General features: G+C 72.1%; 24 protein-coding genes. 10 read left to right on the plus strand and 14 right to left on the minus strand.

The window, feature by feature from the left end; translation table 11 throughout:
• Positions 1–33 precede the first annotated feature (33 nt).
• The gene (locus ABD191_RS02975; protein WP_344076467.1) at positions 34–1,863 is read right to left on the minus strand and encodes an ABC transporter permease; all 1,830 of its coding nucleotides are present in this window, start codon (positions 1,861–1,863) and stop codon (positions 34–36) included.
• Positions 1,864–2,126: 263 nt separating this feature from the next.
• Here ABD191_RS02975 and ABD191_RS02980 point away from each other — a divergent pair, with 263 nt between their 5' ends.
• Entirely contained in the window at positions 2,127–3,152 is a 1,026-nt protein-coding gene (locus ABD191_RS02980; RefSeq protein ID WP_344076470.1) for a Gfo/Idh/MocA family protein, read from the plus strand.
• Between the two features lie 20 nt (positions 3,153–3,172).
• On the opposite strand, the gene ABD191_RS02985 is transcribed toward ABD191_RS02980, so the two are convergent.
• Positions 3,173–4,477 carry an aminotransferase class III-fold pyridoxal phosphate-dependent enzyme gene (locus ABD191_RS02985; protein ID WP_344076472.1) on the minus strand — a complete coding sequence of 435 codons (1,305 nt, stop codon included), beginning with the start codon at positions 4,475–4,477 and terminating at the stop codon, positions 3,173–3,175.
• Positions 4,478–4,609: 132 nt separating this feature from the next.
• On the opposite strand from ABD191_RS02985, the gene ABD191_RS02990 reads away from it, so the two are divergent.
• The 5 genes from ABD191_RS02990 to ABD191_RS03010 all read left to right on the plus strand — a co-directional run bounded on the left by ABD191_RS02990 (position 4,610) and on the right by ABD191_RS03010 (position 10,410).
• On the plus strand, positions 4,610–5,383 hold the full coding sequence (locus tag ABD191_RS02990) for an IclR family transcriptional regulator (protein WP_344076474.1): 774 nt from the start codon (positions 4,610–4,612) through the stop codon (positions 5,381–5,383).
• 214 nt (positions 5,384–5,597) lie between these two features.
• Positions 5,598–6,896, plus strand: a complete 1,299-nt coding sequence (locus ABD191_RS02995; RefSeq protein ID WP_344076477.1) for an aspartate aminotransferase family protein — start codon at positions 5,598–5,600, stop codon at positions 6,894–6,896.
• A gap of 10 nt (positions 6,897–6,906) precedes the next feature.
• Positions 6,907–8,367, plus strand: coding sequence for a M81 family metallopeptidase (locus tag ABD191_RS03000; protein ID WP_344076479.1), 1,461 nt, complete (start codon positions 6,907–6,909; stop codon positions 8,365–8,367).
• A complete protein-coding gene (locus ABD191_RS03005) occupies positions 8,364–9,593 on the plus strand; it encodes a pyridoxal-phosphate dependent enzyme (protein ID WP_344076482.1) in 1,230 nt (409 codons plus the stop codon). The genes ABD191_RS03000 and ABD191_RS03005 overlap by 4 nt, the downstream gene beginning before the upstream one ends.
• On the plus strand, positions 9,580–10,410 hold the full coding sequence (locus ABD191_RS03010) for an SDR family oxidoreductase (protein ID WP_344076484.1): 831 nt from the start codon (positions 9,580–9,582) through the stop codon (positions 10,408–10,410). The genes ABD191_RS03005 and ABD191_RS03010 overlap by 14 nt, the downstream gene beginning before the upstream one ends.
• 10 nt (positions 10,411–10,420) lie before the next feature.
• On the opposite strand, the gene ABD191_RS03015 is transcribed toward ABD191_RS03010, so the two are convergent.
• Together ABD191_RS03015 and ABD191_RS03020 are read right to left on the minus strand one after the other, a co-directional pair.
• A complete protein-coding gene (locus ABD191_RS03015; RefSeq protein WP_344076487.1) occupies positions 10,421–11,398 on the minus strand; it encodes a Gfo/Idh/MocA family protein in 978 nt (325 codons plus the stop codon).
• Complete coding sequence (locus tag ABD191_RS03020) at positions 11,395–12,114, minus strand: MBL fold metallo-hydrolase (RefSeq protein ID WP_344076489.1); 720 nt, start codon at positions 12,112–12,114, stop codon at positions 11,395–11,397. The genes ABD191_RS03015 and ABD191_RS03020 overlap by 4 nt, the downstream gene beginning before the upstream one ends.
• 133 nt (positions 12,115–12,247) lie before the next feature.
• Between ABD191_RS03020 and ABD191_RS03025 the strand changes: the two genes are divergently transcribed.
• The 3 genes from ABD191_RS03025 (at position 12,248) to ABD191_RS03035 (ending at position 14,998) form a co-directional block, all read left to right on the plus strand.
• Positions 12,248–13,078 (plus strand): fumarylacetoacetate hydrolase family protein, encoded by an 831-nt coding sequence (locus ABD191_RS03025; RefSeq protein WP_344076491.1) that lies wholly within the window; start codon positions 12,248–12,250, stop codon positions 13,076–13,078.
• 140 nt (positions 13,079–13,218) lie between these two features.
• Positions 13,219–13,782 (plus strand): hypothetical protein, encoded by a 564-nt coding sequence (locus tag ABD191_RS03030; RefSeq protein ID WP_344076493.1) that lies wholly within the window; start codon positions 13,219–13,221, stop codon positions 13,780–13,782.
• Between the two features lie 229 nt (positions 13,783–14,011).
• Complete coding sequence (locus ABD191_RS03035) at positions 14,012–14,998, plus strand: hypothetical protein (protein WP_344076495.1); 987 nt, start codon at positions 14,012–14,014, stop codon at positions 14,996–14,998.
• On the opposite strand, the gene ABD191_RS03040 is transcribed toward ABD191_RS03035, so the two are convergent.
• Together ABD191_RS03040 and ABD191_RS03045 are read right to left on the minus strand one after the other, a co-directional pair.
• Positions 14,990–16,036, minus strand: coding sequence for a LacI family DNA-binding transcriptional regulator (locus tag ABD191_RS03040; RefSeq protein ID WP_344076497.1), 1,047 nt, complete (start codon positions 16,034–16,036; stop codon positions 14,990–14,992). The genes ABD191_RS03035 and ABD191_RS03040 overlap by 9 nt on opposite strands.
• Complete coding sequence (locus tag ABD191_RS03045) at positions 16,036–17,445, minus strand: dihydroorotase (RefSeq protein WP_344076499.1); 1,410 nt, start codon at positions 17,443–17,445, stop codon at positions 16,036–16,038. The genes ABD191_RS03040 and ABD191_RS03045 overlap by 1 nt, the downstream gene beginning before the upstream one ends.
• Here ABD191_RS03045 and ABD191_RS03050 point away from each other — a divergent pair.
• Positions 17,436–18,212, plus strand: a complete 777-nt coding sequence (locus ABD191_RS03050) for an SDR family NAD(P)-dependent oxidoreductase (protein ID WP_344076501.1) — start codon at positions 17,436–17,438, stop codon at positions 18,210–18,212. The genes ABD191_RS03045 and ABD191_RS03050 overlap by 10 nt on opposite strands.
• A 26-nt stretch (positions 18,213–18,238) precedes the next feature.
• On the opposite strand, the gene ABD191_RS03055 is transcribed toward ABD191_RS03050, so the two are convergent.
• The 8 genes from ABD191_RS03055 to ABD191_RS03090 all read right to left on the minus strand — a co-directional run bounded on the left by ABD191_RS03055 (position 18,239) and on the right by ABD191_RS03090 (position 26,017).
• A complete protein-coding gene (locus ABD191_RS03055; RefSeq protein WP_344076504.1) occupies positions 18,239–19,216 on the minus strand; it encodes an iron-containing alcohol dehydrogenase in 978 nt (325 codons plus the stop codon).
• Complete coding sequence (locus ABD191_RS03060; RefSeq protein ID WP_344076507.1) at positions 19,213–20,280, minus strand: M24 family metallopeptidase; 1,068 nt, start codon at positions 20,278–20,280, stop codon at positions 19,213–19,215. Before ABD191_RS03060 ends, ABD191_RS03055 begins: the two co-directional genes overlap by 4 nt.
• Positions 20,277–21,059: an SDR family NAD(P)-dependent oxidoreductase gene (locus tag ABD191_RS03065; RefSeq protein ID WP_344076509.1), complete on the minus strand. Its 783-nt coding sequence runs from the start codon at positions 21,057–21,059 to the stop codon at positions 20,277–20,279. Before ABD191_RS03065 ends, ABD191_RS03060 begins: the two co-directional genes overlap by 4 nt.
• Positions 21,056–21,871: an ABC transporter permease gene (locus ABD191_RS03070; protein WP_344076511.1), complete on the minus strand. Its 816-nt coding sequence runs from the start codon at positions 21,869–21,871 to the stop codon at positions 21,056–21,058. Before ABD191_RS03070 ends, ABD191_RS03065 begins: the two co-directional genes overlap by 4 nt.
• Complete coding sequence (locus tag ABD191_RS03075; protein WP_344076513.1) at positions 21,868–22,737, minus strand: ABC transporter permease; 870 nt, start codon at positions 22,735–22,737, stop codon at positions 21,868–21,870. The genes ABD191_RS03070 and ABD191_RS03075 overlap by 4 nt, the downstream gene beginning before the upstream one ends.
• 6 nt (positions 22,738–22,743) lie before the next feature.
• Complete coding sequence (locus ABD191_RS03080; RefSeq protein WP_344076515.1) at positions 22,744–23,856, minus strand: ABC transporter substrate-binding protein; 1,113 nt, start codon at positions 23,854–23,856, stop codon at positions 22,744–22,746.
• Positions 23,857–23,935: 79 nt separating this feature from the next.
• Positions 23,936–25,000, minus strand: coding sequence for an ABC transporter ATP-binding protein (locus ABD191_RS03085; protein WP_344076517.1), 1,065 nt, complete (start codon positions 24,998–25,000; stop codon positions 23,936–23,938).
• Between the two features lie 165 nt (positions 25,001–25,165).
• Positions 25,166–26,017 (minus strand): LysR family transcriptional regulator, encoded by an 852-nt coding sequence (locus ABD191_RS03090; RefSeq protein WP_344076520.1) that lies wholly within the window; start codon positions 26,015–26,017, stop codon positions 25,166–25,168.
• Positions 26,018–26,058 lie beyond the last annotated feature (41 nt).

The following is a 26,058-nucleotide window of genomic DNA, read 5'->3' on the forward strand; positions in this document are numbered from 1 at the left end:
GCTGGCTGGTAGTCCATTCATGAGGAGAGCCCTTCAGCCCTTGAGGTAACCCTCGGTCAGCCCGGACCGGATCCGGCGGTGAAAGAGGATCACGAGAATGATCACGGGAAGTACGGCCACGATGCCGGCTGCGGCCTGATAGGTGTACGGAGGTTCGCCGCTGATGCCAGCCGGCGAGTTGATGTAGCCGATCCGCCGGGTGACGGTCACCGCGCCCTGGTTGCCGAGCACGACCGCGAACAGGAACTCGTTCCAGACGCTGATCAGCAGCAGGATGGCCGTGGCCGCGATGCCGGCCGACGCCGCCGGGATGGTGACCCGGAACAGGGTGCCGAGCCGGGTGGCCCCGTCCATGCGTGCCGACTTCTCGATGGCCGCGGGCACGCTGGCGAAGATGTTGCGCAGCAGCCAGATGGTCAGCGGAAGCGAGAACGCCACGTGCGCGAGGATCAGGCCGATCACCGAGTCGGTCAGATTGAGCGCGTTGAACATGAACAGCAACGGGATGAGCAGGACGATCGCCGGGACCGTGTAGGTGAACATCAGCACGCCGACCGCCCACCGCTTGCCGGGCACCTCAAGGCGGGCCAGCGGGTAGGCGGCCAGCGCGCCGATGAGCAGGGTGATGACCGTCGAGCCGACGGTCATCACGAGGCTGACCCAGATCGACGAGAGCCACTTGGGGTTGCTCAGCAGGTCGACGTACTGGCTGAAGTCCAGCCACGGAACGAGGTCCAGCGGCACCGAGGTGATCGCGGACTCCGGCTGCAGGCTCGCGACGAGGATCCACAGCGTGGGTCCGATCGACCACAGCAGCAGTAGTCCGATCGCCACGACCGCGCCGGCCCGGCGCACGGGCCGCGGCAGCGCCGGCAGCCGCAGCCGACGCCGGGCGGGCCCGGTACCGGCGTCGTCGGGGTCCCAACCGAAGCCGTCCACCTGGAGCCGTTCGGCCTCCACGAGGTCGTTCTGGTCCGCGTCCTGCCGGGCGCGACGGCGCGCGCGGCCGGCCCGCAGATACAGCGTGGCGCCGCTGGCCGCCACGATGACCAGCATCAGGAAGATGGCCAGCAGCGCGGAGTACCCGAGACTCAGGTTGTCGAACGCCGCCGTGAAGATGTAGTAGGTGATCGTGGTCGTCTCGAAGCCCGGGCCGCCGCGGGTGAGCTGGAAGAGCAGGTCGAACACCTGCAGCGAGATGATGATCTGAAGGATCGTGGCGATGAGCAGCGTCGGCCCGATGCTCGGCAGGGTGACCGACCGGAAGGCCTGCCACGGCGTGGCCCCGTCCATCCGCGCGGCCCGGTAGAGCTGGTTCGGGATCGCCTTCAGCGCCGACAGCATGATCAGCGCGAGCAGGGGCACGGACCGCCACGCGGTCGCCACCATCGCGAGCACCAACGCGGTCGTCGGGTCCTGCAGCCAGGGCACCGGGCCGTCGGTCAGGCCGAGCCCGTTGGACACCTGGGTCGCCAGCCCGAAGCTCGGCTGGAACATGAACCGCCAGAAGAAGCCCGTCACGATCGGTGCGATGGCCCACGGCAGCAGCAACGCGATGGCCAGCGGCGTGTCGAACTTCGAGCGCCGGTTCATCAGCAGGGCCGTGCCCAGCGCGAGCGGGACGGTCAACGCCGTGGCGCCGAGCGCGAACAGCAACGTGCGCGGCACCGAGTCCATGAAGAAGCTGTCCTCGAGCATCCGGCCGACGTTGTCCAGGCCGACGAACCGGCTCGGACCGTCCTTGAGCAGCTCGATGCGGAACATGCTCATCACGAGCACCGCCAGGATCGGCGGGAAGACGATGAGGCCGACGAGCACCGCCGCCGGCACGAAGAGCAGCAGCGCGAACCGGCGGTCGCTCATCCGGTCGATCCGGCGCGACAGGCGCTGGACCAATCGCCGGCGCGGCCGTGCCGCCGCTTGCGCTGGGTCGAGCGCCATGTGCCCTCCAACCGCCATCTCATGTGGAAGCAAAGTCTGTGACCGACTCGACTCGATGTCAACAGATGAAATCATCATTTCATCAGACGCCATGATCTCTAGTTGAAAGCGCCGTTGGCCGCTACGCTGCGCGAATCCTTGGTTTCATTAGCCGGCATCAAGCATCCAAAGAAGAGGAGCACGCCATGAGGGTCCTGCAGATCGGCGCCGGCTCGATGGGCACCCGGCGGCTGCGCGACCTCCACCAACGGCCCGGACTCACCCTCACCGTGCTCGACCAGCGCCCCGATCGGCGCGCCCGCGCGGCTGAACGGTTCGGCGTCGCCACGGTGGCCACGCTCGACGAGGCGTGGGGCACGACACCGGACGTGCTCATCATCTCCACCCCGCCGAACGAGCACGACCGCTACATCGCCGCGGCGCTCAAGCGCGACCTGCACTTCTTCTGCGAGGCCGACATCTGGTCCTACGACCATCGACGCGTCGAGGAGGCGACCGCGCGCAGCGGCCGGGTCGCCGCGCCGTCCTGCACGCTCTACTTCAACCCGTTCGTCCGCGAGCTGCGCCGCGTCGTGGCCGAGGAGCTGGGCACCCTGCACGCCTTCGGATACGTGCTGTCGGTGGACGCGCCGAGCTGGCACCCGGGCGAGGGCGCCGAATACTACGCCCGGCACCGCGCGACCGCACCCGCCCGCGAGATGGTGCCCTTCGAGCTGATCGCACTCGGGCACGTCTTCGGCCACGCGACCGCGGCCAGCGGGCGGGTGGTGCGTCGCGGCGGTCTCGACCTTGAGGGCGAGGACACGTGGTCGCTGCAGCTGGCGCTCGAGGGCGGCGCCACCGGCCAGCTCACGGTCGTGATGGCGGTGCCCGCCCCGGTGCGGCAGGGCTGGGCGGTCGGCGACCGGGGCGCCATCCGCTTCGACCTGCTCACGGGCGTACTGGAGCGGATGCTGCCGGGCGGCGCCGGGCCGACGGTGGAGACGGTCTGCGACTGGACGGAGGTCTACGAGTCGATGTACGACGCGGAGATGACGGCGTTCCTGGCCGCAGTGCGGGGCGAGGCGCCGTGGCCCTACCCGTACCGGACAGCGGCCAGGGTGTGCGCCACGCTCGCCGCGGCCGAGCTGAGCATGCGCAGCGGGCGCACGGAGCCGGTGGAACTGCACCGGCAGCCGGCGCCCCTGCCCGTTGACTACCCCCGCGGCTGACCGGGCCCCGATCAGCTGATCTAGGTGAGACGGGTGAAGCCGGTGTGCGCGACCGGGCCGCGCAGGGCCGCGGTGACGTCGCCGGCGTCCTGCGCGGCGCGCACGGCGACGAACGCCCCGCCCACCGCGTCGAGGTACGTGCTCACGTCCTCGTCCCGGTGGGCGAACGACGGATAGAACGAGCCGCCCGCGAGGATGCCACGGTCGAGCATGAACTGGGTGAACAGCGTGATGCTCGGCTGCGGCTGCTCGACGAAGCGCAGGTGGCTCAGCGGCGCGATGCCGTGGACGGCCACCGCGACGCCGGCCGCGTCCGCCGCCTCCCGCCAGCCGGCCTGTACCGCCGAGCCGATCGCCACGAGGTGGCGGCCGACCTCCCGGTCGCGGTGCTTGCGCAACGTGGCCAGGGCGGCCGTCGGGCCGAGCCGCTCGGTCCAGTACGTGCTGCTGACGAACGACCGCTGGGCGTACTCCATAACGGAGCCCCGGCCGACCACCGCGGCCATCGGGTAGCCGTTGCCCAGCGCCTTGGCGAACACCGCGAGGTCGGGATCCACGCCCAGTTCAAGGTGCGCCCCGCCCGTGGTGACGCGAAGTCCCGAGGTCACCTCGTCGAAAATCAACACCGCGCCGGTACGCCTGGCCAGCTCGGCGACGCCGGGCAGGAACCCTGGCTCGGGGTCGTGCTCGCGCACGGGCTCCATGACGATCGCGGCGAGGTCGCCGTGCTCGGCGATGATCGCCTCCAGCTCGTCGAGCCGGTTGTAACGGAACGGCAGCGCCGTGCCGGCGAGCGCGGCGGGCACCCCGGCCGGGTCCAGGCCGGGCAGCAGGTGCCCGTCGAGGTGGTCGTCGCCGCCGAGATTCGCGGCCAGGTACCAGTCGTGCCAGCCGTGGTAGCCGCAGAAGGCGACCGTGGTGCGGGCGGTCGCGGCGCGGGCCAGGCGGACCGCGATGACCAGCGCCTCGCCGCCGCTGCGGGCGTAGCGCACCATGTCCGCCCACGGGTGCAACTCGCAGAGCAGGTCGGCCAGCTCCCACTCCTCGACGCAGTTGAGGGTCGACATCGAGCCGTTGGCAATGGCCCGGCGCACGGCGTCGTCGACGTCGTCATCGGCGAAGCCGAGCACGCAGGTGCCGATGCCGCTCGTGCTCATGTCGAGGAACCGGCGGCCGGCCAGATCCCAGGTGTGTGCGCCCTTGGCCCGCGAGTAGTGCCTCGGCCACTGTCCCGGGGCGAACTGCTCGGGCCGCTTCGACAGCAGCTGCGCCCCGCCGGGGATGCGCGCCAGGAGCCGGCGCTCGCGTTCCGCTTCGGTTGTCATGGGCGACACCGTACGACCAGCTTTCATCAAGCGAAAGAGCCGTTTCAGTCTCGTGGATATGGCGTGTTGTCCATATGAGCCTCATACTCATCACGCGGACATGTCGGATCGCACCAACAGACGGGAATGTCGATGAAGACCAACGGCGATACCGCGGCCGCCTATCCCATCCGCGCGGTCGAGCGGGTCTGCGACATCCTCGACGTGCTGCAACGCTCGCGCGACGGCGCGTCACTGTCCGACGTCGCCGAAGTGACCGAACTGCCCAAGAGTTCGGCGTACCGCTATCTCACCGCGCTGGAGGCGCGCCGCTACGTCGAGCGCGACCCGGTCAACAACGTCTACCGGCTCGGGCTGGCCTTCCGGCCGCAGAACACGCGCCAGATCGAGGCGGTCATCGCCCAGGCCAAGCCGCATCTGGAGCGGCTTCGCGACAAGCTGGGCGAAACCACCAACATGGGGCTGCTGGATGGTACCCAGATCGTGCACACCGTGGTCGTGGAGAGCAAGGAGATGCTGCGCCTGGCGGCCCGCGTCGGCGACCGTGGCAGCGTGCACGCGACGGCGCTGGGCAAGGCCATCGCGGCCGAGCTGCCCGAGGACCGGGTGCGCGCCATTCTGGCGGCGCACGAGATGGAGCGCTTCACCAGTCGAACCATCACCTCGGCCGATCGCTTCCTTGAGGAGCTCAAGCAGGTCCGCCAGGACGGCTACGGGGTGGACGACTGCGAGAACCAGCCGGACGGCCGCTGCGTCGCGGTCGCGTTGCAGGGCATCCCGTTCCCCTGCGGGATCAGCGTGAGCGCACCGGCCGGCCGGCTGCCGTCGGAGAAGGTCGACGCGGTCGCCAAGCAGCTGCGCCGGGTCGCGATGCAACTGGTGCGCGACCACCACACCACCGCCTGACGAAGCCGGCACCTGCGCCGGACCCGAACCTCACGCGGAAGTGCCGCACGACGCCGCGCGTCGTGCGGCACTTCCGCGTGAGTGAACAGCCGTGCCCTGCCCGGGCTGTTGACCGACAAGGGACCCGACAGCTACCGTCGACAGCGTTTCGTCTGATGGTTTTAACTCTCCACTAGATAAAACCAAACACCTTCAGCGGTAAGGGGGACGTCGAGTGACATCGACAGCATCCTGGGCCAACTCGGCGGTCCTGACCGAACGGGCCCGCGTCACCATCCCCGGCGGGGTGAACTCCAACATCCGCCTGGCCGCCCCGCCGGTCTTCTTCGAGCGCGGTCGCGGGGCCAGGCTGCTCGATGTCGACGGCAACGACTATGTCGACTACCTGCTGGGCCAGGGACCCAACTTCCTGGGGCACGCCACCGAGGCGGTGACCGAGGCCGTCACCGCGGCGGTCGGGCGGGGCATGGTCTACGGCGCGCAGAGTCCCCTGGAGGTTGAGGCCGCCGAGCGCATCGTGGCCGCCCTCGGCTGGGCCGAGATGGTGCGCCTGAGCATGACGGGCACCGAGGCCGTGCAGGCCGCGCTGCGACTGGCGCGTGCGGCCACCGGCCGGCACCGGTTCGTCCGCTTCGAGGGTCACTACCACGGCTGGCTGGACAACGTCCTCGTCGCCGCCGGTGGCGGTGCGCCCGGCAGCCTCGGGCAGCTCGCCAGCCACCTCACCGACTCCGTCCTCGTGCCGTGGAACGACGCCGACGCCCTGGCCGACGCGCTGAACGCGCACGGCGACACCATCGCCGCCGTCATCATGGAACCCGTAATGATCAATACGGGGTCGATGGAGCCGGTCGACGGGTACCTCGCCCGGGTACGCCAGCTCTGCGACGAGCACGGCATCGTGCTCATCTTCGACGAGGTGATCAGCGGCTTCCGCATCGCGCCGGGCGGCGCGGCGCAGCGCTACGGCGTCGCGCCCGACCTCGCCACGTACGGCAAGGCGATGGCCGGGGGCTGGCCGGTCGCCGCGCTCGCCGGCCGCGCCGAGCTGATGTCGCGCTTCGGTACGGGCGAGGTCAACCACTCCGGCACGTTCAACGGCTCGGTGATGGCGGCCGCGGCCGTCATCGCCACCCTCGACATCCTCGCTGCCGACCCGCCGTACGAGCGGATCAGCGAGCACGGTGCCGCCCTCAAGGCGGGCCTGGTCGACCTCGGCGAGCGGCACGGGGTGCCGCTGCGCACGCAGGGCCTGCCCATGGCGTTCCACGCGTCGTTCGGCTCCCCCGAACCGGTCACCGACTACCGCAGCCTGCAGCGCCTCGACCTGGCCAGCTACAGCGAGTTCGCGGCGATGCTCGCCCGCTACGGTGTGTGGGTGGCCCGGCGCGGCATCTGGTACGTATCGGCGGCGCACGGCGAGCGGGAACTCACCGACACCCTGGAGCGCGTCGACCGCGCGCTGTCCGACCCGGCGGTGCGCTCGGCCGTACCGGCATTGAGCGCGGCGTAAGGGCGCCGCGATGACCCACCGCGTCGGCGTCCTCGGCCTGTGGCACGAGACCAACACCTACGCCAGCCACCAGGCCTCGCTCGCCGACTTCGCCGACTTCGAGCTGCTGTCGGGCGCGGCCGTGCTCGAGGCCAACCAGGGCACGGGCTCGGTGATCGGCGGCTTCGCCGACGCGACCGGCTACGACCTCGTGCCGGTCTTCTCCGCCGGCGCCTGGCCATGCGGCCCCGCGGACGCCGAGACGATGTCGACCCTCCTCGAACGCGAACACGCGGCGCTGCGCGCGGCCGGGCCGCTGGACGCGGTGCTCGTGAACCTGCACGGCGCCATGGTCGCCGACGGGCACGCCGACGCCGAGGTGGCGGTGCTCGACGTCGTGCGCGACGCGGCCGGGCCGGTGCCGGTCGCCGCCGTGCTCGACCTGCACGCCAACCCCTCCCCCGACCTCGTCGCGGGCACCGACGTGCTGATCAGCTACGACACGTACCCGCACGTGGACATGCGCGAGCGCGGCGCGGAGGCCGCCGGCCTGCTCGGCGAGATCCTGCGTGGCCGCCAGCTGCGCACCGCCGTCGGCAAGCTGCCCCTGCTCGTCTGCCCGCTCGCCCAGGCCACCGACGCCGAGCCGATGCGCGCCCTGCAGGAGCGGGCCACCCGGCGCGCTCGCGCGGCCGGGCTCGCCCGGGTCTGCATCCCGGCCGGGTTCGCCTACAGCGACGTCACCCGCGCCGGCGTCAGCGTCCTGGCCATCCACGACGCGGGGCAGGAGGCCGCGGCGCGCGACGTCATCGCGGAGACCCTCGACGACATCACGGCGAACGCCGAGGCGTTCATGGTCGCCCGCGACGACGCCGCCACCGCGGTCGCCCGCGCGCTGGCCTCCCCGGCACGCCCGATCGTGCTCGCGGACATCGCCGACAACATCGGCGGCGGCAGCCCCGGCGACGGAACCACCCTGCTCGCCGAGTTGCTTAGGCAGGGCGCCCGGGACGCGGTCGTCACGATCGCCGACCCGCAGGTGGCCCGCCTCGCCGCCGACCTCGGCCCGGGCGCCGAGATCGAGGCACACGTGGGTGGCAAGACCGACGACCGGCACGGCGCGCCCGTACGCGTACGCGGCCGGGTGCGGACCGTGACCGACGGGCGCTACCGCACGTCCGGCACCTGGATGACCGGCCGGGAGTTCAGCATGGGCACCACCGCCGTACTCGCCGTCGACGGGGTGAGCCTCGTCGTCACCGAGAAGCCAACGCCGCCGTTCCACGCCGAGCAGCTCTCCTCGGTCGGCATCGACGCCCGGCGGGCCAAGGTGATCGTCGCCAAGGGCGCGATCGCCTGGCGGGCCGCGTACGGCGACATCGCAGCCGAGATCATCGAGGTGGCCACGCCCGGCGTGTGCCCGATCGACATCGGTACGCTGCCGCGCGAGCACACGCCGATGGCCTTCTCCCCGACGGCGTTCCCGCGATGAGCGGACCACACTTCCACCTGGAGTGCCGCGGCTGCGGTAGCGTCGTCGAGCCGGGGACGGTCGACTACCGGTGCGCCGCCTGCGGCGACGAGTACGTCGTGCGCTACGTCGCCGGCCGCGCCCCGCTCGGTGCCGCGCCGGCCGCCGGCATGTGGCGGTTCGCCGAGCGGCTACCGCTGGCCGACCTCGCCCACGCCGTGAGCCTCGGCGAGGGCGACACCCCGCTGGTCGAGCTGCCCGCCGGGCCGCTCGGCGTCGCCTCCGTACGGGTCAAGTGCGAGCACCTCAACCCCACCGGGTCGTTCAAGGACCGCATCGCCTCGGTCGCCCTGTCGATCGCCCGCGAGCGCGGTTTGGCCGGCTGCGTGGGCACCTCGTCGGGCAACGGCGGCGCTGCCGCGGCCGCGTACGCCGCCGCGGCCGGGCTGACCTGCGCGCTGTTCGCGCTCGCCGACACCGCCGAGCAGAAGCTGTTGCAGATCCGCGCCCTCCGCGCGAGCGTGCACCTGGTGACGGGCCTCGGGCACGACGCCGCCGCCACGGACGCCGCCGCGCGCACGATCGCCGGGATCGCGGCCGAGACCGGCCTCATGCCGATGCTCACGGGCGGCCGGTTCTCGCCGGAGGCGATGGAGGGCGCGGCCACGATCGCGTACGAGATCCTCGACCGGGCGCCGGGCACGACCGTGGTGTACGCGCCCGTCGGCGGCGGCGGGCTCGTCTCGGCGATCGGCCGCGGCTTCGCCAACGCCGCCGGCGCGCCCGGCACCGGCGGTCGCGGGCCGCGCGTCGTCGGGGTGCAGCCGGCCGGGTGTCCGACCCTGCGCGCCGCCCTGGACGGCGACCTCGGCGGCCTGACCGGCCCGTGCGAGACCGGTGTGTCCGGGTTGCAGGTCGCCATCCTGTTCGACGGCCGCGGCGCGGTCGAGGCGGTACGCGGCAGCGGCGGGCACCTCACCGAGGTCACCGACGAGCAGATCCACGCCGCGCAGCGGGCGCTGGCCGGCGCCGGGCTGCTCGTCGAGCCGGCCGGCGCCACCGCGTACGCCGGCGCCCTCGCCGACGCCGCCGCGGGCCGGCTCGGCCCCGACGACCGCGTGGTGCTCGTCGCCACCGGCGCCGGCTACAAGGACAGTGCCGCGTTGGCCCGCCTCGCGGACGGCCCACCACCGCGGCGGATCACCGCGGATCAGATCAGGGAGGCGATCGCCCATGCGGCCAGCTGACGCACTCGACGCGGAGCGCCCGGACCGGCCCGCGAGGCCGGTCGCGGACCTCTACGACCTCACCGGTCGGGTCGCCGTCGTCACGGGTGGGGCGGGCCTGTACGGCAGCCACATGTGTGCCGCCCTGGCGGAGGCCGGCGCCCACGTCGTGGTCACCTCGCGCGACGAGGCGGCGTGCGCCAGGGCCGCCCAGGCGCTGTGCGACGCGGGCCTGTCGGCCAGCAGCCACCGGCTCGACCTGGCCGACGAGGCGTCCATCCGGGCACTGCGCGATGACACCGTCGCCGCGTACGGCCGCATCGACGTCCTGGTCAACGGCTCGGTGCACCGTCAGGGCGGCGACCCCGCCGGCACCACCGCCGCCGACTGGGCGGCGACCAGCCTGGTGAACTCGACCGGCCTGTTCCTCATCACCCGCGACATCGGCGAGCAGATGATGGCGCAGGGCAGCGGCTCCATCGTCAATATCGGGTCCATCTACGGCGTGGTCGGGCCGACGTTCGACATCTACGCCGGTACCGGCATGACGAGCCCCGCCTTCTACGCCTACGACAAGGGCGGCATGGTCAACCTCACCCGCTACCTGGCCTGCTACTACGGGCCGCACGGGGTACGGGTGAACTGCCTGAGCCCGGGTGGGCTGCGCAGCGACGGCCAGCCCGACGCGTTCCTCGCCGCGTACCGGGCGGCCACCCCGCTGGGCCGGCTCGCCGGCCCGGACGACATCAAGGGGCCGATCGTGTTCCTGGCCAGCGACGCGTCGGCCTACCTCACCGGCACGAACATCATGGTGGACGGCGGCTGGACCGCCCACTGAAGCGCCCGCGCTAGGCGGCCGCCACGGCCGCCCAGCCGGACTGTTCGCAGGCGACCACGACCGCGTCGGCCACGGCCAGGGCGCGTACCCCGTCCGCCACGTTCACCAGCGGCTCGGCCTGACCCCGGACCACGTCCAGGAAGTGGGTCAGCTGCCGGGTGAACGCTTCGTCGCGGTGCTCGGCGCAGTCGTACTCGCTCGCCAGGCTCGACGCGTGCGCGCGTACCCGGACCTGGCCCTTGGTGAGGTCGGCCCACAGCGCCCCGCGGTCACCGACCACCTCGAGCCGGCGCCCCACCCCCTCGGCGACGTAGTCGAGGTGGAAGGTGCCCGTCGCGCCGCCGGCCAGCGTGAGCACGCCGTCGATGACGTTGGGGTCCTGGCGCAGCGGCCGGTCGCCGGCGAGCCGGGCGACCGCGGCGACACCCGTGATGGGCCCGAGCAGCCACTGCAGGTAGTCCCACTCGTGGCTGTAGTCATACGGCAGGCGGAAGCGGTCCTCGTCGCGGAACCGGTTGCGCGCCAGGCGCAGCGTCTCGTAGGCGCCCAGCGTCACGTGCAGCGAGACCGGCGTGCCGACGGCTCCGTCGGCCAGCAGCTCACGCACCTGCGCGAGCACCCGGTAATGCCGCAGCACATAGCCGACGAGGACGCCCACACCGGTGCGGGCCGCGACCCGGGCGACCTCCGTCGCCGCCGCCACGCTGTCGGCCACGGGCTTCTCCACCAGGACCGCGATCCCGCGTTCGCACGCCGCGATGGACTGCTCCGCGTGCGCGGCGTCCGGCGTCGCCACCACGAGGCCGTCGAGGCCGGCGGCGAGCAGCGCGGCGAAGTCCGGAGCGAGGCGGACGCCGGGCGGCAGGTTCAGGCGCTCGGGCGCGCTGTCGAACACGGTCACCGCGACGCCCGGCAGCTCGGCGAGCAGCCGGGTGTGGCGCAGGCCGATCGACCCGACGCCGCTGACGCCGATGTGCAGCCCGCTCATGGCAGCAGCCCCGGCGGGAGGTGGCCGTTGGCGAAGGCGCGGGTGGCGACCGCGAGGTGCTCGGCGGCGCCGGTCACCGCGACGCTGCCGTGGCCGGGCAACAGGACCGTGGGCCGCAGGGCCGCGACTCGCTCCAGACTCGCGCGCAGGAGACCGAGGTCGGCGTCGGCCAGGACCGCGACCCGGCCGCGGGCGAAGACGAGGTCGCCGGTGAACAGGACGCGGTGCCCGCCGAACTCGACGAGGTAGCACAGGTGCCCGTCGGCGTGGCCGGGCGTGTCCACCGCCTGAACGGTGACCTCGCCGATCGTGATGGTCTCGGTGGCGAGGGTGCGGTCGACCGTGATCGGCCGTAGCCGCAGCGACGGCGGGTAGGTGCCCACCGAGCGGGCGACCGCGAGGCCGGTGGCGACCTCGTCGGCGGCGGCCAGCATCCGGGCCACCGGCGCGGCCGCCCAGAGCTGAGCGCCGAGGCGGCCGGCCAGCTCGCCCGCGCCGGCGGCGTGATCGGCGTGGGCGTGGGTCAGCAGGATGTGGGTCACGGGTGGCGCGCCGGCCGCCTCGACGCGTTCGACGATCGCGTCCGTGGCGAGCCCACTGCCGGCGTCGACGAGAAACGACGCGGGGCCGGCGTCGACGAGGTACACGTGGCTGTCGTGCCGGTCGGACAGCGAGTAGCCCAGCCAGCCGCTGCCGACCAGATGCACGCGCTCCATGAGGCGCACTGCGACCTCCTGTTCCGTTGACTGGCACGAAGATACCACCGCATCACACCCTTGCTATAGCCCTCTTTTGCCGCATGATTCTGTATGGTGATACGGCAAATTCATCTGATGGAATGAGGTTGAGATGAGGCTGGGGACCATCCGGCACGACGGCCGGACCGTCGCCGTGCGCGACGAGGGCGAGGCGGTCGTGCTCCTCGACGCGCCCGACGTGGGGACGCTGCTCGCCACGGACGACTGGGCCGAACGGGCCGCCACGCACGACGGGCCGCGCCTGCCGGCCGCCGGGCTGACCTTCGACGCACCCGTGCCCCAGCCGGGTGCCGTGTTCTGCGTGGGACTCAACTACCGCACGCACATCGAGGAGTCCGGCGAGCAGGTCCCCGCGTACCCGACACTGTTCGGCAAGCTCGCCCGCACCCTGATCGGCCCGCACGACGACATCCAACTGCCCGCCGGCGAGGACCGCCTCGTCGACTGGGAGGCCGAACTCGTCGTCGTCGTCGGGCGCGCCGTCCGCCACGCGGACCCGGCCACGGCCGCCGCGGCGATCGCCGGGTTCACCGTGGGCAACGACATCTCCGTACGCGACTACCAACGGCGCACGTCACAGTGGCTGCAGGGCAAGTGCTTCGAGGCCACCACCCCCGTCGGACCCTGGCTGCGTACGGTCGACGAGACCGGCCCGGCACCCGACCTCGCCATCAGCTGCGCCGTCGACGGCGACGTCAAGCAGGCCTCGCGGACATCCGACCTGCTCTTCGGGCCGGCCGAGCTGGTCGGTTACCTGAGCCGGATCGTCACCCTGCGGCCCGGCGACCTCATCTTCACCGGCACGCCCGGCGGCGTCGGGCAGAGCCGCACGCCGGCGGAGTTCCTGCACGCGGGCAGCATCGTGGAGACCACGATCGAGGGCATCGGATCACTGCGCAACACCTGCGTACCCGCGGCCTGACCGTACCGGTCGCCGGGCGGGCTCGGCATCGCGGCGAGCCCGCCCGTCGGTCCGGAGCATGACCTGTCCTGGCGACAGGACGGCGGCCGTGTCATCCTCACGCCGACCCCGACCGTGACGCATCGCGGAGGAACACGCCGGTGAACGCCGCCCCGCTGACCGACCACAACGCGCACCGGCTTATCGCGGCCATCGCGAAGTACGACTCCAATGCCGCGTACGACGGCGTCTTCGCTGAGGTCCACACGAGACTCAGGGACGCCGGGGAGGCCGGCAAGGCAGACATCGCGATCATCGCGTTCTGGAAGCGGATCCGGTTGGACGCGACCTGGGTTGGAAACCTCCTCTCCATGCCAGAGGAGGACATCCGCCGAGCGACCCGCTCGGCATTCGGGCAGGCCGGTGACCGGGAGGCCCTGTCCGAGCTCGCGGTACTCCCAGGCTTTCGCACGTGGGGTGCCATGGCGACCGCGTTGCTCTGCGCCTATGACCCGCTGCGGTGGCCCGTCATGGACAGGAACGCCTTCGAAGGACTACGGCAGCTCGGGCAGCGCGTCGACGGCAAGGCGCCTACATACTTCCGGGACGTCCGACAGCTGCGTGATCAGCTCGTCCGGTATCGCCCGGGCACTACCGTCCGGGAGATCGACAAGGCCCTGTTCATCATCGGTAGGGAGATTCTGGACAGACGCGGGCGAGCGTAGGCGGAGAAGAGCTAAGGCCCCGGACCTTCCCTCGACGAGGCGATGACCGCGTCAATGGGCTTGAGACAGCCACGCGGCGTTGTGCTCGTCTGCCTTGACGCAGAGGATATGGTCCGACTGTTCGCCACTTGAAGGGGGCCTGATGAGCGAAGCGTCCGGCGCGGGCAGGATCGCTCCCGCAGCCGATCCATCATGGACGATCGGGCTTCCCGACGACTTCCAGGACCGGGTGTTCGCGGCGATCGCCGTCCAGCGACCGGCGGTGACGGCCTACATCAAGGCGGTCCGGCGGAAGAATCCTTCCGCGACCCCGGCGGACGTGATGAAAACGATCGAATCGCATTACGTCGCGACGACCACCGCCGCGAGCGCCGCCGCCGGTGCCTCCGCCGCCATTCCCGTCGTGGGTATCCCGGCCGCGATCGGGCTCGGTGTCGCGGATCTGCTCTTCTTCTACGAGACGACCGCGCTCTTCGCGCTGTGCATGGCAGAACTGCGCGGCATTCCCATCAACGATCCGGAACGCGCGAAGGCGGTCGTCCTTGGCGCGGTGCTCGGAGAGAAGCGCAAGAGCAAGGTAACGGAGCTCATCATGGGCGCGCTCCCTGCGGGCACGACCATCGCGGGCGCACGCGCCGTCGCCGGCGCCACGCCGAAGTGGGGCGAGGTTCTCGCTCAGCAACTGCCCGACTCGGCGCTCGTCCCTGTCACGATCGTGCTGGCCCGGCAGGCGGTCGCCCAGGGCGCCGTGATCGGAACCGTCAAGATCAGCACAAAGGCCATCCCGGTGATCGGTGCGGTCGCCGGTGGGGCAACCAGCTTCTTCTTCGGCAGCGGCGTGGTGAAGTCCTGCCGCGCGGGGTTTCCCGACCCGGCGCCATCGTGGCCGAGCTGGCTCGAACTCACGGACAGCGACGCCGACGACGACGCGGTGCCCGGCCCGTCGAGGGCCCACCTCGCGATGCGTTCGGCGTCCGACCCGGCCACCAAGCCCCGGGCACTCACCGCCGCCAGGAACGCATCGACCGCCGTCGCGGGCGCGGTCGGCGGGGCCGCGAAGGCGGTCGGCGCCGTCGGCGCGAGCGCCGCGGGAGCGGCGGCCGGCATCTTCAAGCGCAACAAGCGCGACGCGGACGGCGGACCCGTCGAGAGCGGCCCGGAGAGCCCGCCGTCAGGGACACCCGGCCCGGACGGTGCCGCGCCGGCATCAGGCTGATGCCGGCGCGGTCGAGTTGCGAACGAGTAGCCGTGGGGTCAGCCGCACGGACCGGTTCATCGAACCGCGGTCGTTGAGCACCTCCACCAGCAGGGTGGCAGCCTGACGCCCGAGATCGAAGTAGGGCACGCGGACGGTCGTCAAAGGCGGGTCGACCCGGTGGGTCAGCGGCATGTCGTTGTAGCCGACCACGCTCACGTCGGCCGGGCAGCGCAGCTCGGCCCTGCGGATCGCGTCGTAACAGCCGAGCGCCATCATGTCGTTGCCGCTGAGCACCGCGGTCGGTCGGTCGGGACGGGCGAGCAGGGCCGTCAACGCGGCCTCGCCGTCGCGCTCCGCATACCCCTCGCACACGACGGCGAAGTCCGGTGGCAGGTCCAGGCCGCGGTCGCGGGTGATCTCACGGAACGCCATCAGCCGCTCGTATCCGGCCGACGTCCATGTCGGGACGCCGATGTACGCGATCCTGCGGTGGCCGAGGCTGATGAGGTAGTCGAGCGCCTGGGCGATGCCGACCGACTCGTCGATGGTGGCCGAAGGTACCGGTGTGGCGTCGAGCTTGCGTGACATGAGCACCAGCGGCACGCCGGAGTTGACCACCTCGGGGGCGAGCGGCTGGTCACGCCGGGCGGTGGCCAGGATGAGGCCGGCGGCCCGCCAGGACAGGAAGGCCGCCAGGCGCTGCGTCTCGGCCGCGTGATCGTTGTCGGTGTCGGCGAAGAGGGTCGTGTACCCGTGCTGGGCGAGCACCTGCTCGGCTCCGCTCACCAGCGGCGGCATCACGGGGTTGGACATGTCCGGGATCAGTACCCCGATCGCCCGGGTGCGGTGGGTGCGCAGGCTGCGGGCCACCTGGTCGGGTACGTAGCCGATCTTGGCGGCCGCCTGCCGGACCGCCGCGGCCGTGCGCGGGTTGACCGGCCGGGTCTTCGACCCGCTCAGCGCCCGCGACGCGGTGGCGATGTGGACGCCGGCCGCGAGGGCGACGTCTCGCAGGGTCGGCTTGGCCGCCGCGGGGTCGTCCATCCCGGTACCCATCACTCCCCCTGATCCGCCGCGCCGGCCCGGGCGACGAACCTGCCCCTGGCGGCGTCAAGGATCTCACGGCCCTGGGCCACCGGGCAGCCCCGAAGGTACGTCGCCACAAGACGGCCGCGCAGCGTACGGCCGTGCATCGGGCTCCAGCCCACCAGGGAATGCATGGTCGACTCGTCCACCTGCCAACGGCCGGCCGGGTCGAGCAGCACCAGGTCCGCCAGGCAGCCCGGCGCGAGCCGCCCCCGGTCGGGCAGGCCGAGGATCCGGGCGGGCGCGGCCGCGAGGGCGTCCGCGAAGCGGCGGGGCGACAGGTGGCCGGCGAGCATCGCGTCGTACGCCAGTGGCAGTGATGTCTCCAGCGCCGGGTATCCGGCCGGCGCCGCCCACGCGTCGTGGCGGCCGGCCTCCTTCTCGGCGCGGGTGTGCGGGGCGTGGTCGGTGGCGATCGCGTCGATCTCGCCGGCGGCGAGCGCACCGAGGAACCGCTGGCGCGCGGCGGCGGAGAAGACCGTGGGCAGCGTGTACACGCCGAGCCGGGGCAGGTCCTCCTCTTCGCTGAGCGCGGGGAAGCAGGTTTCCGCGGTAAGTCCGGGGTGCGCGGCGCGGGCCGTGAGGAACTCGTCCAGGGCCGCGGTGCCGTATGCGCTCAGGTGCGCGAGGTGGACCGGCAGGCGCAGGTCGGTGGCGGCCGTGAGAACGGACCGGAGGCCGGCGAGGTTGCCGGGGCCCCGGTTCACCTCCAGCACCGCCCGGGGGTCGGTACGACCGGCGCGGATCAGCGCCTCCCGGTGCGCGTCGCTCGCCGTCTGATCGCCGGCGTGCACCGACACCGCCCAGCCCAGCTCCGCGGAAACCCGAAGCACCCGACGGACCGCGGCGTCGTCCGCCGAGTACAGCTCGTCGAAGCCGGGGGCCGTGGCCATGTAGATCTTCACCCCGACCGCGCCGGCGTCCGCCATCGCGCGCAACTGCGTCGGGTCGGTGCCGCCCGCCCAGAGGGCGAAGTCCACCGCGGATCGACCCGCCCAGGAGTCGCGCTTCTCGACGTACCGTTCGACGGTGGTCACCTGCGGCTGGGTGCTGGGCATGTCGCAGACGAGCGTGGTGCCGCCCGCCGCGGCGGCCGCGGTGCCGGACTCCACCGTCTCCTTGTGGGTCTGGCCGGGATCGCGCAGGTGCACGTGAAGGTCGATCGCCCCTGGGGCGATGTCGAGTCCGGCGGCGTCGAGTACCGGTCCGGCCCCGGCGGTGCCGGCCGGCTCGACGGCGACCACCCGCTCGCCCCGGATGACGAGGTCGACGACGGCCGGTTCGGCGTCGGCGCTCAGCAGGCGGCCGCCCCGAATGACCCACGTCTCATCTTGATCAAGCCGGCGGCCTGCGCTGATACCTTCGCTCAATGAACTCATCGGGTGTTCCCTTCGGCCCGTTGGCCGTGCTGGTGACGGGCGCGGCGTCCGGCATCGGGCTGGCCTGCGCGCTGCGCCTGGCCGCCGCTGGTCACGGGGTGGCACTGGTGGATCGGGACGTCGACCGGTTGGCCGAGGCGGCTCGCGTCTGCTCCGCGAACGGCGGTGAGGGGGTACGGGTCAGCACGCACGCCGCCGACCTGACCGACCCCGCGGCGGCCTCGGCCGCGGTGGAGTCCGCACTGGCCGTCCACTCGGGACTGTACGGCGTGGTCAACGCCGCCGGTGCGGTGCGAGGTGGGAGCGCCGCCGACACCACCGACGCCGACTGGCGGTGGAACCTCGACACGAACGCCTCGAGCACGTTCTACGTCTGCCGCGCGGTTCTTCCCCACCTGGTGGCGTCGGCCCGCGGCGCGATCGTGAACATCGCCTCGCTCACCGCGCTGCGACCCATGGCGGACCGGGCCGGGTACGCCGCGGCCAAAGGTGCCGTCATCGCGTTCACCCGTCAGCTCGCGTACGAGTACGGTCCGCACGGGATCACGGCGAACACGGTCTGCCCCGGGGCGGTGCGTACGCCGCTGCTCGCCGCCAGGTTCGAACGCGAGCCGGACGTGGAGCGGGACCTGGCGGCCCGGATCCCGTTGCGCCGGATGGGTGAGCCGGATGAGCTGGCCGCCCTGGTGGCGTTGCTGGTCACCGGTGGTTGTGCCTACCTGACCGGCCAGACGATCACAGTGGATGGTGGCCTCAGCCTCGTCTGAGGTCACCATCTCCCGCAGCGGCGGTGTCACGGGGCCGCCCAGGCGCGGTCGAGCAGGCCGCTGATGTCCTCGGCGGTCACCGGTGCGGGCAGCCACGGGATGCCGGAGCTGCGCAGCGCGCGGGGCACCGCGCTCGTGAGGACGCTTCGATCGAGCCCGGCGTCGCGGAGGGTTTGCGGCACGTTCGCCCGGTCACGCAGTTCCCGCAGCCGGTCCGCGACCGCGCTGGCCTTGGGCGCTACGCCGAGGCCGCTGGCCGGGGCGGTCCAGTCGATGCGCTCCCCCCAGAATTCCACGACGTACGGGGCGAGCAGCACGTTGATCGTGTCATGGGTACGGCCGGTGAGCGCCCCGAGCGGGGAGGCGACCGCGTGGGCGAGGCCCAGCCCGGCGGAAGCGAACGCCTCCGTGACCAGGCCGGCGGCCGTGATGTCGCCGGCCGGGTCGTCCGCCGTCAGGGCGGTGAGGCCGGCGGCGGCGAGCGCCCTGCCCCACGCGCCGGCCCGGCGGCCGACCAGCACCTCCACGGCGTGCACCGCCGAGTCGGCCCGGTGCAGGTGCCGCACCGCTGCGGTCCGGCCGGCCAGCGCCCGCGTGTCGATCACCACTGTGACGTTGCCGAGCGCCGGGTCGCGTCGGGAGACGCGCTCGCCGTCCGGCTCGTAGAGGCTGGTGAACGGGGCGAACGCCCGCCAGGGCTCGGCGCCCAGCGGGGCCAGCACAAGGTCGGGCCGGGTCGCCTCGGCGACCAGCGTCCAGGCGTACTTGGCCACGTCGAGGGCGGCGCCGTCGCCGGCCGCGACGAGCCGCGGTGGCCGTTCGCGCGTGACCAGCTCGGCGATCGCCGCCGCGTCGCTCGCGCGGGGCGGATAGGTCGCCCGGACGGCGCCGGGCGGGACGTCGGCACCGGCCGCGGGGTCCGCGACGACCAGGTCGCCCGGCGCGTACGCCAGCGGGGCGGTGACGACGGTCCCGTGGAAGGCGACCCTGTGCGGTTCGCTCACAGCTCGCGGATTCCCGTGTCCGAGGTGGTCAGCGGCGTGCAGCCGGATTCGGTGACGACAACCGCGTCCTCGATGCGCGTGCCGCCGACCCCGGGCACGTACACGCCCGGCTCGATCATCACGACCATGCCCGCCCGCAGGATCGTGTCGTCGTACGGCGACAGGAGCGGCGGCTCGTGCTGGTCGAGCCCGATGCCGTGGCCGAGCGAGTGGTTGAAGAAGCCGTCCAGCTCGTAGCGGGCGAGCACCTTACGGGCGACCGCGTCGACCGCACTGGCCCGCACGCCGGCCCGGACGGCGGCCATCGCCTCGCCGTGCGCCTCGGTCACCGCCTGGTGCAGGCGGCGGTACTCCGGCGAGGCGGGCCCGAGGTGGAAGGTCCGCGTGATGTCGGCGCGGTACCCGCGTACCACGGGCGAGAGGTCGACGAGCACCGGTTCGCCCATGCGCAAGGGCTTGTCCGAGGCGGCACCGTGCGGCATCGTGGAGCGCTCGCCGGAGGAGACCAGGATCGTGGCGGCGCTGCGCTCGGCGCCGAGGTGCCGTTGGGCGAACTCGATCTCGCCGGCGATCTCGTTCTCCGGTCGCCCCGGACGCAGCCACTCGGGCAGCCGGCGGACCAGCTCCTCGGCCAGGGCGGCCGCGTCGGTGAGCGCGGCGATCTCGTCGGCGTCCTTCACGGCACGCAGCCCTTCGACCAGCCCGGCGCAGTCAATGAGCCGCTCCGCGCCGACCGCGGACACGAGGGCGAGGTACTGCTCGGCGGTCAGGTTGCGCGTGTCCACACCCACCCGTGCGGCGCGTCGCGCGGTGAGCCGGTCGACGGCGGTGGCCCAGAGTCGGGGCGGGGCGCAGTCGCCGTCCACCTCTACGCCCTCGACCTGCTGGCGGGCCTGTGCGCCGTACCGGAAGTCGACCACCAGCACCGGTTCGGGCGCGAGCAGCAGCACGCCGGCCGTACCGGTGAAGCCGGTCAGGTACCGGATGTGGGTGATCTTGGTGACCAGGAGGACGTCCACGCCTGCCTCGGCGGCCAGCTCCAGCGCGGCAGCGCGCCGCTTCACGTGTTCCATGATGGACCTCCTGCGGTGTACCCGCCGTCGACGATGATCGTGGCGCCGGTGATGGTGGCCGCCCTGGACGAGCAGAGGAAGGCGATCGTCTCGGCGATCTCCTCCGGCTCGGAAAGCCGCCCGATGGGCTGCAGCGCGGCGTGCGCGCGCTCGGCGGCGGCCGGGTCGGCGGCCCGCTGGTAACCCTGCTGGACGAGGTCGGTGCGGGTGGCGCCCGGGCAGATGGGCACGACCCGGATGCCGTCCGCGGCGCACTCCACCGCGAGCGTGCGGGCGAGTCCGAGCACGCCGGCCTTGCTCGCCGCGTACGCGGCGCGGCCGGGCAGCCCGACCAGCGCGGTCGTGGAGGAGACCGGCACGATCGTGCCGCCGCCGCGCGCCCGCATCCGCGGCACCGCCTCCCGGCACCACCAGAACGTCCCCGTCAGGTTGACCGCGACGGTCTGCGTCCACACCTCGTCGCCGGTCTGCTCGATCGGGTCGATGCGTCCGACTCCCGCGCAGGTGACGAGCTTGTCGAAGCCGCCGAACTCCTCGTCTATCTCCGCCGCCGCCCGGGCAACGGCGGCCGGGTCCGACACGTCGGAGCCGACCGCGAGCACGGCGTGGCCGGCGTCCCGGAACTCGGCGGCGAGGCGGTCGAGCGCCGGGCCGGGGCGGTCGACCAGCGCCAGCCGGTGGCCGTCGCGCAGCAGGCAGCGGCTGACCGCCGCGCCGATACCGCCCGCCGCGCCCGTCACCACCGCGACCGGTGGAGCAGGGTTGCTCATTTAATACGTCCTTTCCCGCCCTGTAGCCCCGCCGTCGCCGACGCGCCGGCCGTCGTCAGGACGACCGCGACGATCGCGAGCGTCGCTCCGATGAGGACGGTCGACAGGGCCGCGAGCGTGGGGTCCTGGTACTTCTGGAGGTACTGGTACATGGAGACCGGCAGCGTCATCTGGTCCGGCGCGACGACGAAGACGGTGGCGTCCACCTCGTCAAAGCTGATCATGAAGCAGAGCAGGTACGCGGCGAGCAGCGAGCGGCGCAGTTGGGGCAGCGTGGCGCTCACGAAGGCCCGTACCGGCCCCGCGCCGAGGTCGCGGGCGGCCTGCTCGTAGACCGGCGGGATGCGCACGAGGGCGCCACCGATGATGTTCACCGCGAACGGAAGAAGCAGCACCAGGTGGAGCGCGACGAGTGCGCCGTCCCGGCCGTAGAAGCCGGTCTGGAGGAAGAGGATGAACGCGCCGAGTCCGATCGCCACCTTCGGCACGATCAGCGGGGCGAGCAGGAGCGACTCGATGAGCCGCCGCCCCGGGTACCGGAAGCGGGTGATCGACACGGCGGCCGCGGTGCCGGCGAGCACGGCACCGAGCGCGGCGACCGCGGCCACGACCAGGCTCACCAGCGCCGCGGAGAGGAAGCCCTCCTGGTCGGCGAGGCGCTCATACCAGCGCAGCGAGAAGCCGGGCGGGGGCCATGCGCCGTAGCCGGAGTCGTTGAAGGAGTTGACCACGACGAAGACGAGCGGCGCTACCAGGTACGCCAGCCCGATCACGAGCACGGCGATGGTCAGGGGGCGGTTGCGGTCGCTCATCTGCCGCTCCTTCCGGCCAGTCGGAAGGCGACGTTGACCCCGCCGATCACCAGGAGGGTGAGCACCAGCAGGGCGTACGACTGGACTGCCGCCATCGGCCAGTCAACGGCGCCGACGTTGGTATAGACGAGCCCGCTGAGGACCTGTACCCGCCCGCCGCCGAGCAGCGCCGGCGTCGCGAACGCGCTGATCGTCAGGGCGAAGCAGAGCTGCCAGGTGAGCACCACGCTGTGCCGGGTCAACGGAAACGTCACGCGCCAGAAGACCTGCCGCCGGCTGGCCCCGAGGTCGTTCGCCGCCTCCAGCGCCGAGCGGGGCACCTGCGCGACAACGCCGAGCAGCGGGAAGATCGCGAACGGCAGCAGCACGTGCACCATCGCGATGACGACCGCGGGGAACTCGTACATGATGCGCAGCGGCGAGTCGATCAGGCCGATCGCGCGGAGCGTCTGGTTGATCACGCCGCCGTCGCCGAGCAGGACGTTCCAGCCGTACGCACGCACCACCACGCTGGTCAGCAGCGGCGAGAAGATGAGGAAGAGGGCGAGCGCGCGCAGGGCACCGCTGCGCAGCCGGTGCAGCGCCAGGGCCATGGGGTACGCGACGATCACCGTGACGATCGCGCAGACAACGCCGAGGAGCACGGTGTCGCCGAGGACCCGCCAGGTGTACGGGTCCTCGACGAACCGGCGCAGGTTGTCAGTGGTGACGCCGGTCCCGATCTGCCCGTCCCGGAACGGCCGCAGCCCCAGATCGGCGAGCCTGAGCAGGCTGCCGATGAAGATGATGGCGAGCGGCACCAGCGCGGGCAGAACGAGCAGGTACCGGGGTGTGCCGGCACGCAGCCGGGCGGTGGCGTCAGTCATGACGGGTCAGATGTTCGCCTTGACGTCGGCGTCCCAACGGGCCCGCCAAGCGGTGTTCTGTTTGGCAACGAGCGCCCAGTCGACCGAGATGAGCTTGGCCACGTTCTCGGCACGGAAGCCGGGCAGCGCAGCCAGCTCCGCGGGCAGGCTGACGCCCGAGTTCGCCGGGGCCTGCACCGCGGTCTCCGCCCACATCTGGCACCACTTGGGGCTGAGCATCTCGTTGACGATGTCGACGCAGATCTCCTGCTGGGTGGGGGTGTTGCCCTGCACGGTCTGCAGGTAGACCGGAACCGCGATGGCGCCCTCGGCCGGGACCACGTAGTCGACCGGCGCGCCGTCCGCCTTGAACTGCAGGCCGGTGCCGTTCCAGCAGCTGGTGATGTCGGCAGTGCCGTTGCTGAGCACCTGCTGCCACTCCGGGTTGGCCGTGACCAGCGTACGGATGTTCTGCGCCTTCGACTTCCACAGGCGCCAGCCGGGCTCCATGTTCTCGAGGGAGCCACCGTTGAGCCTGGCGGCCATGAAGACCACGTGCCACCAGTAGTCGAAGAGTGTGAGCCGCCCCTTGTACGTGTCGTTCCAGAGGTCGGCCCAGGTGGTCGGCGGGGTCTTGATGTTGTTGGTGTTGTAGAGGATGCCGATCTGGTCGGCGCCGATGCCGATGCCGTTGGAGTTGGCCCGGCGGAACGTGTCGCTGACGTTGGCCGCGTTGGTCAGCGCCGCATAGTCGAGCTTGTTCCAGGTGCCGTCGAGGTCGCCCTGCGCGGAGATCTGCGAGTTGAAGAAGCCCATGTTGACCAGGGGCTTGTCGGGCGTGGTCTGCTTCGCGGCGAGGATCTTCGGGTAGCCGACCGCGTTGCTGTCCTCGTAGATGTCGATCTGGACATTGGGGTGGCGGGACATGTAGTCGGCGGCGAACGCCTTCGGCATGTCCGCGAGCCGGTTGCCGAGGAAGGCGAAGATGGTGATCTTCTCCTTACCGCCCGACCCGCCGGCGGACGCGCCCGTCTGCGGCTGGGGGTCGATGTCGCCTCCGCAGGCGCTGAGCGCAGGGAGTGCGGCCGCGGCAGCCGCCGCGCCGAGCAACCGGCGGCGGCTTATCTTGTCTGTTCCCATCAGTGTCTCCTCTCACGGGCCGGGGGTTGCCCGTTGGTGGCCGGCCACGGGGTCGCGGCCGGGCAAGTTCGGGGAGCGATCAGGCCGGAAGCACCACCGCGTCGTCGGGCCGCCAGTGCGCTTCGACCTGGGCGCCGACCGGCAGCCGCGCCGCGCTGGCAGGCTGCACCGAGCGCAGCGTCACGCCCGCGCCGGACAGTTCGTACCGGACGGTGGCGCCGAGGTAGGTGGCGCCGGTGACCTGGAGTGCGACGCCCTTGCCGGCCGCGTCCGTGGCGGGGTCGAGCTGGACGTCCTCCGGACGGATGGAGACCGCGGTGCCGTCGCCGCCGGTCGCGACGCGGACCGCGGTGTCGCCGAGCCGGGCATGCCCGTCGCGCACGTCGACATCAAGCACGTTGGCGTCGCCGATGAAACGGGCGACGAACCGCGACGCGGGGCGCCGGTAGAGCGTCTCCGCGCTGCCGACCTGGCACAGTTCGCCGTCGCGCATGACGCCGATCCGATCGGAGAGCGTCATCGCCTCGGTCTGGTCGTGGGTGACGAACAGGAACGTGGTGCCCGAGGTGCGCTGCACTTCGCGGAGCACGTCCTGCATCTGCTGGCGCAGGTTGAGGTCGAGCGCGGCGAGCGGCTCGTCCAACAGGAGCACGGCGGGGCGGTTGACCAGAGCGCGGGCGATGGCCACCCGCTGCTGCTGACCGCCGGAGAGCTGGTCGGGGTACCGACGCTGAAATCCCTGGAGGTGGACAAGGTCGAGGACCCGGTCGACCTCGGCCGCGCGGCGGTCCTTCGCGACCCGGCGCAGCCGCAGTCCAAAGTCGATGTTGCGGGCGACGTCGAGGTGCGGGAAGAGGCCGAGGTGCTGGAAGACCATGTTGGTCGGGCGGCGGTTGGCCGGCCGGCGCCCCATGTTCTCGCCCTTGATCCGGACGGTCCCGGCGGTCTGCCACTCAAGCCCGGCGACGATGCGCAACGTTGTGCTCTTGCCACACCCGCTCGGCCCGAGCAGGGAGAAGAACTCACCCTCACGAAGTTCCAGGTGAACGTTACGGACGGCAGAGCGGTCCGTACCGGGGTAGCTCTTGGAGATGTCGACGAGTTCGGCGACCGGTACTGGCGGGGTTTCCAATCGGTCCTCCACGGCGCAACGTTTTGCCTTGGCCAACACCCTGGGCCAAAGATCACTGCACCGTCAAGAGGTGGAACCGCCATTTCTTGCTCGTAGTAGCCGAGATAACAGGTCCGATCGACCTGGCCAAACGTATTGCTCGACGACCCGTCGAACGAACGAGGGCGGCCGGCGTGGTCAGTCGGCGCGGGTGCTGGGCGCGAGGATCGCGTCGGTGAGGGCGGCGATCAGGTCGCGCGGAGCGCCCTCGCGGTGCAGCAGGATGAACTCCACCTCGCCGAGCGGAGGCAGCCGGTGCCCGGCCGGCACGGGCACCAGGCCGGGCGGGACGAGAGCCGCCGAGTGGACGAGCACGCCGAGCCCGGCCTGGGCCGCCGCCACCAGGCCGCCGAGGCTGGTGCTGGTGCAGGTGATCTGCCAGGCGCGCCCGGCGGCGGCGAGAGCGTCCAGGGCGTGACGTCGGGAGATGCTCGGCGGCGGGTACGCGACAAACGGCACCGGCTCGTCCGGGGCGAGCCGGTGCCCGGGCGCGGCGAGCCAGACGAGCCGGTCGCGCCAGAGCGCCTCCCCCCGGGACTCGCCCGGCGGCCGCTTGGCCAGGACCATGTCGAGTTCGCGCGCGTCGAACCTGTCGTGCAGCGTGCCGCTGAGGTCCACCGTCACGGCCAACTCGACGAGCGGATGCCGATGCCGCAGATCGCGCAGGACCCGGGGCAGGTGCGTGGCGACCAGATCGTCGGAGACGCCGAGGCGCACCCGGCCGCGCACCCGGGCGGCGGCGAAGTGCCGGCGGGCCCGGTCACCGGCGGCCACGATGTCACGGGCGAAGGTGACCATCGCCTCCCCGTCCACCGTCAGCGCGACGCTGTGCGTGTCCCGCAGGAACAGCGGCCGCCCGACGGCCGCCTCCAGCCGCCGCACGTGCTGGCTGACCGTCGACTGGCGCAGGCCGAGCCGGTCGGCGGCGCGGGTGAAGCTGAGCGCCTGGGCCACCGCTAGAAAGCTGCGCAGCTGAACCGGGTCGAACATCATGCGACGTTATCACTAGATGTGATCACAGTTAGTACGCC

The organism is Luedemannella helvata (assembly GCF_039528415.1).
GTDB classification, from domain to species: Bacteria; Actinomycetota; Actinomycetes; order Mycobacteriales; family Micromonosporaceae; genus Luedemannella; species Luedemannella helvata.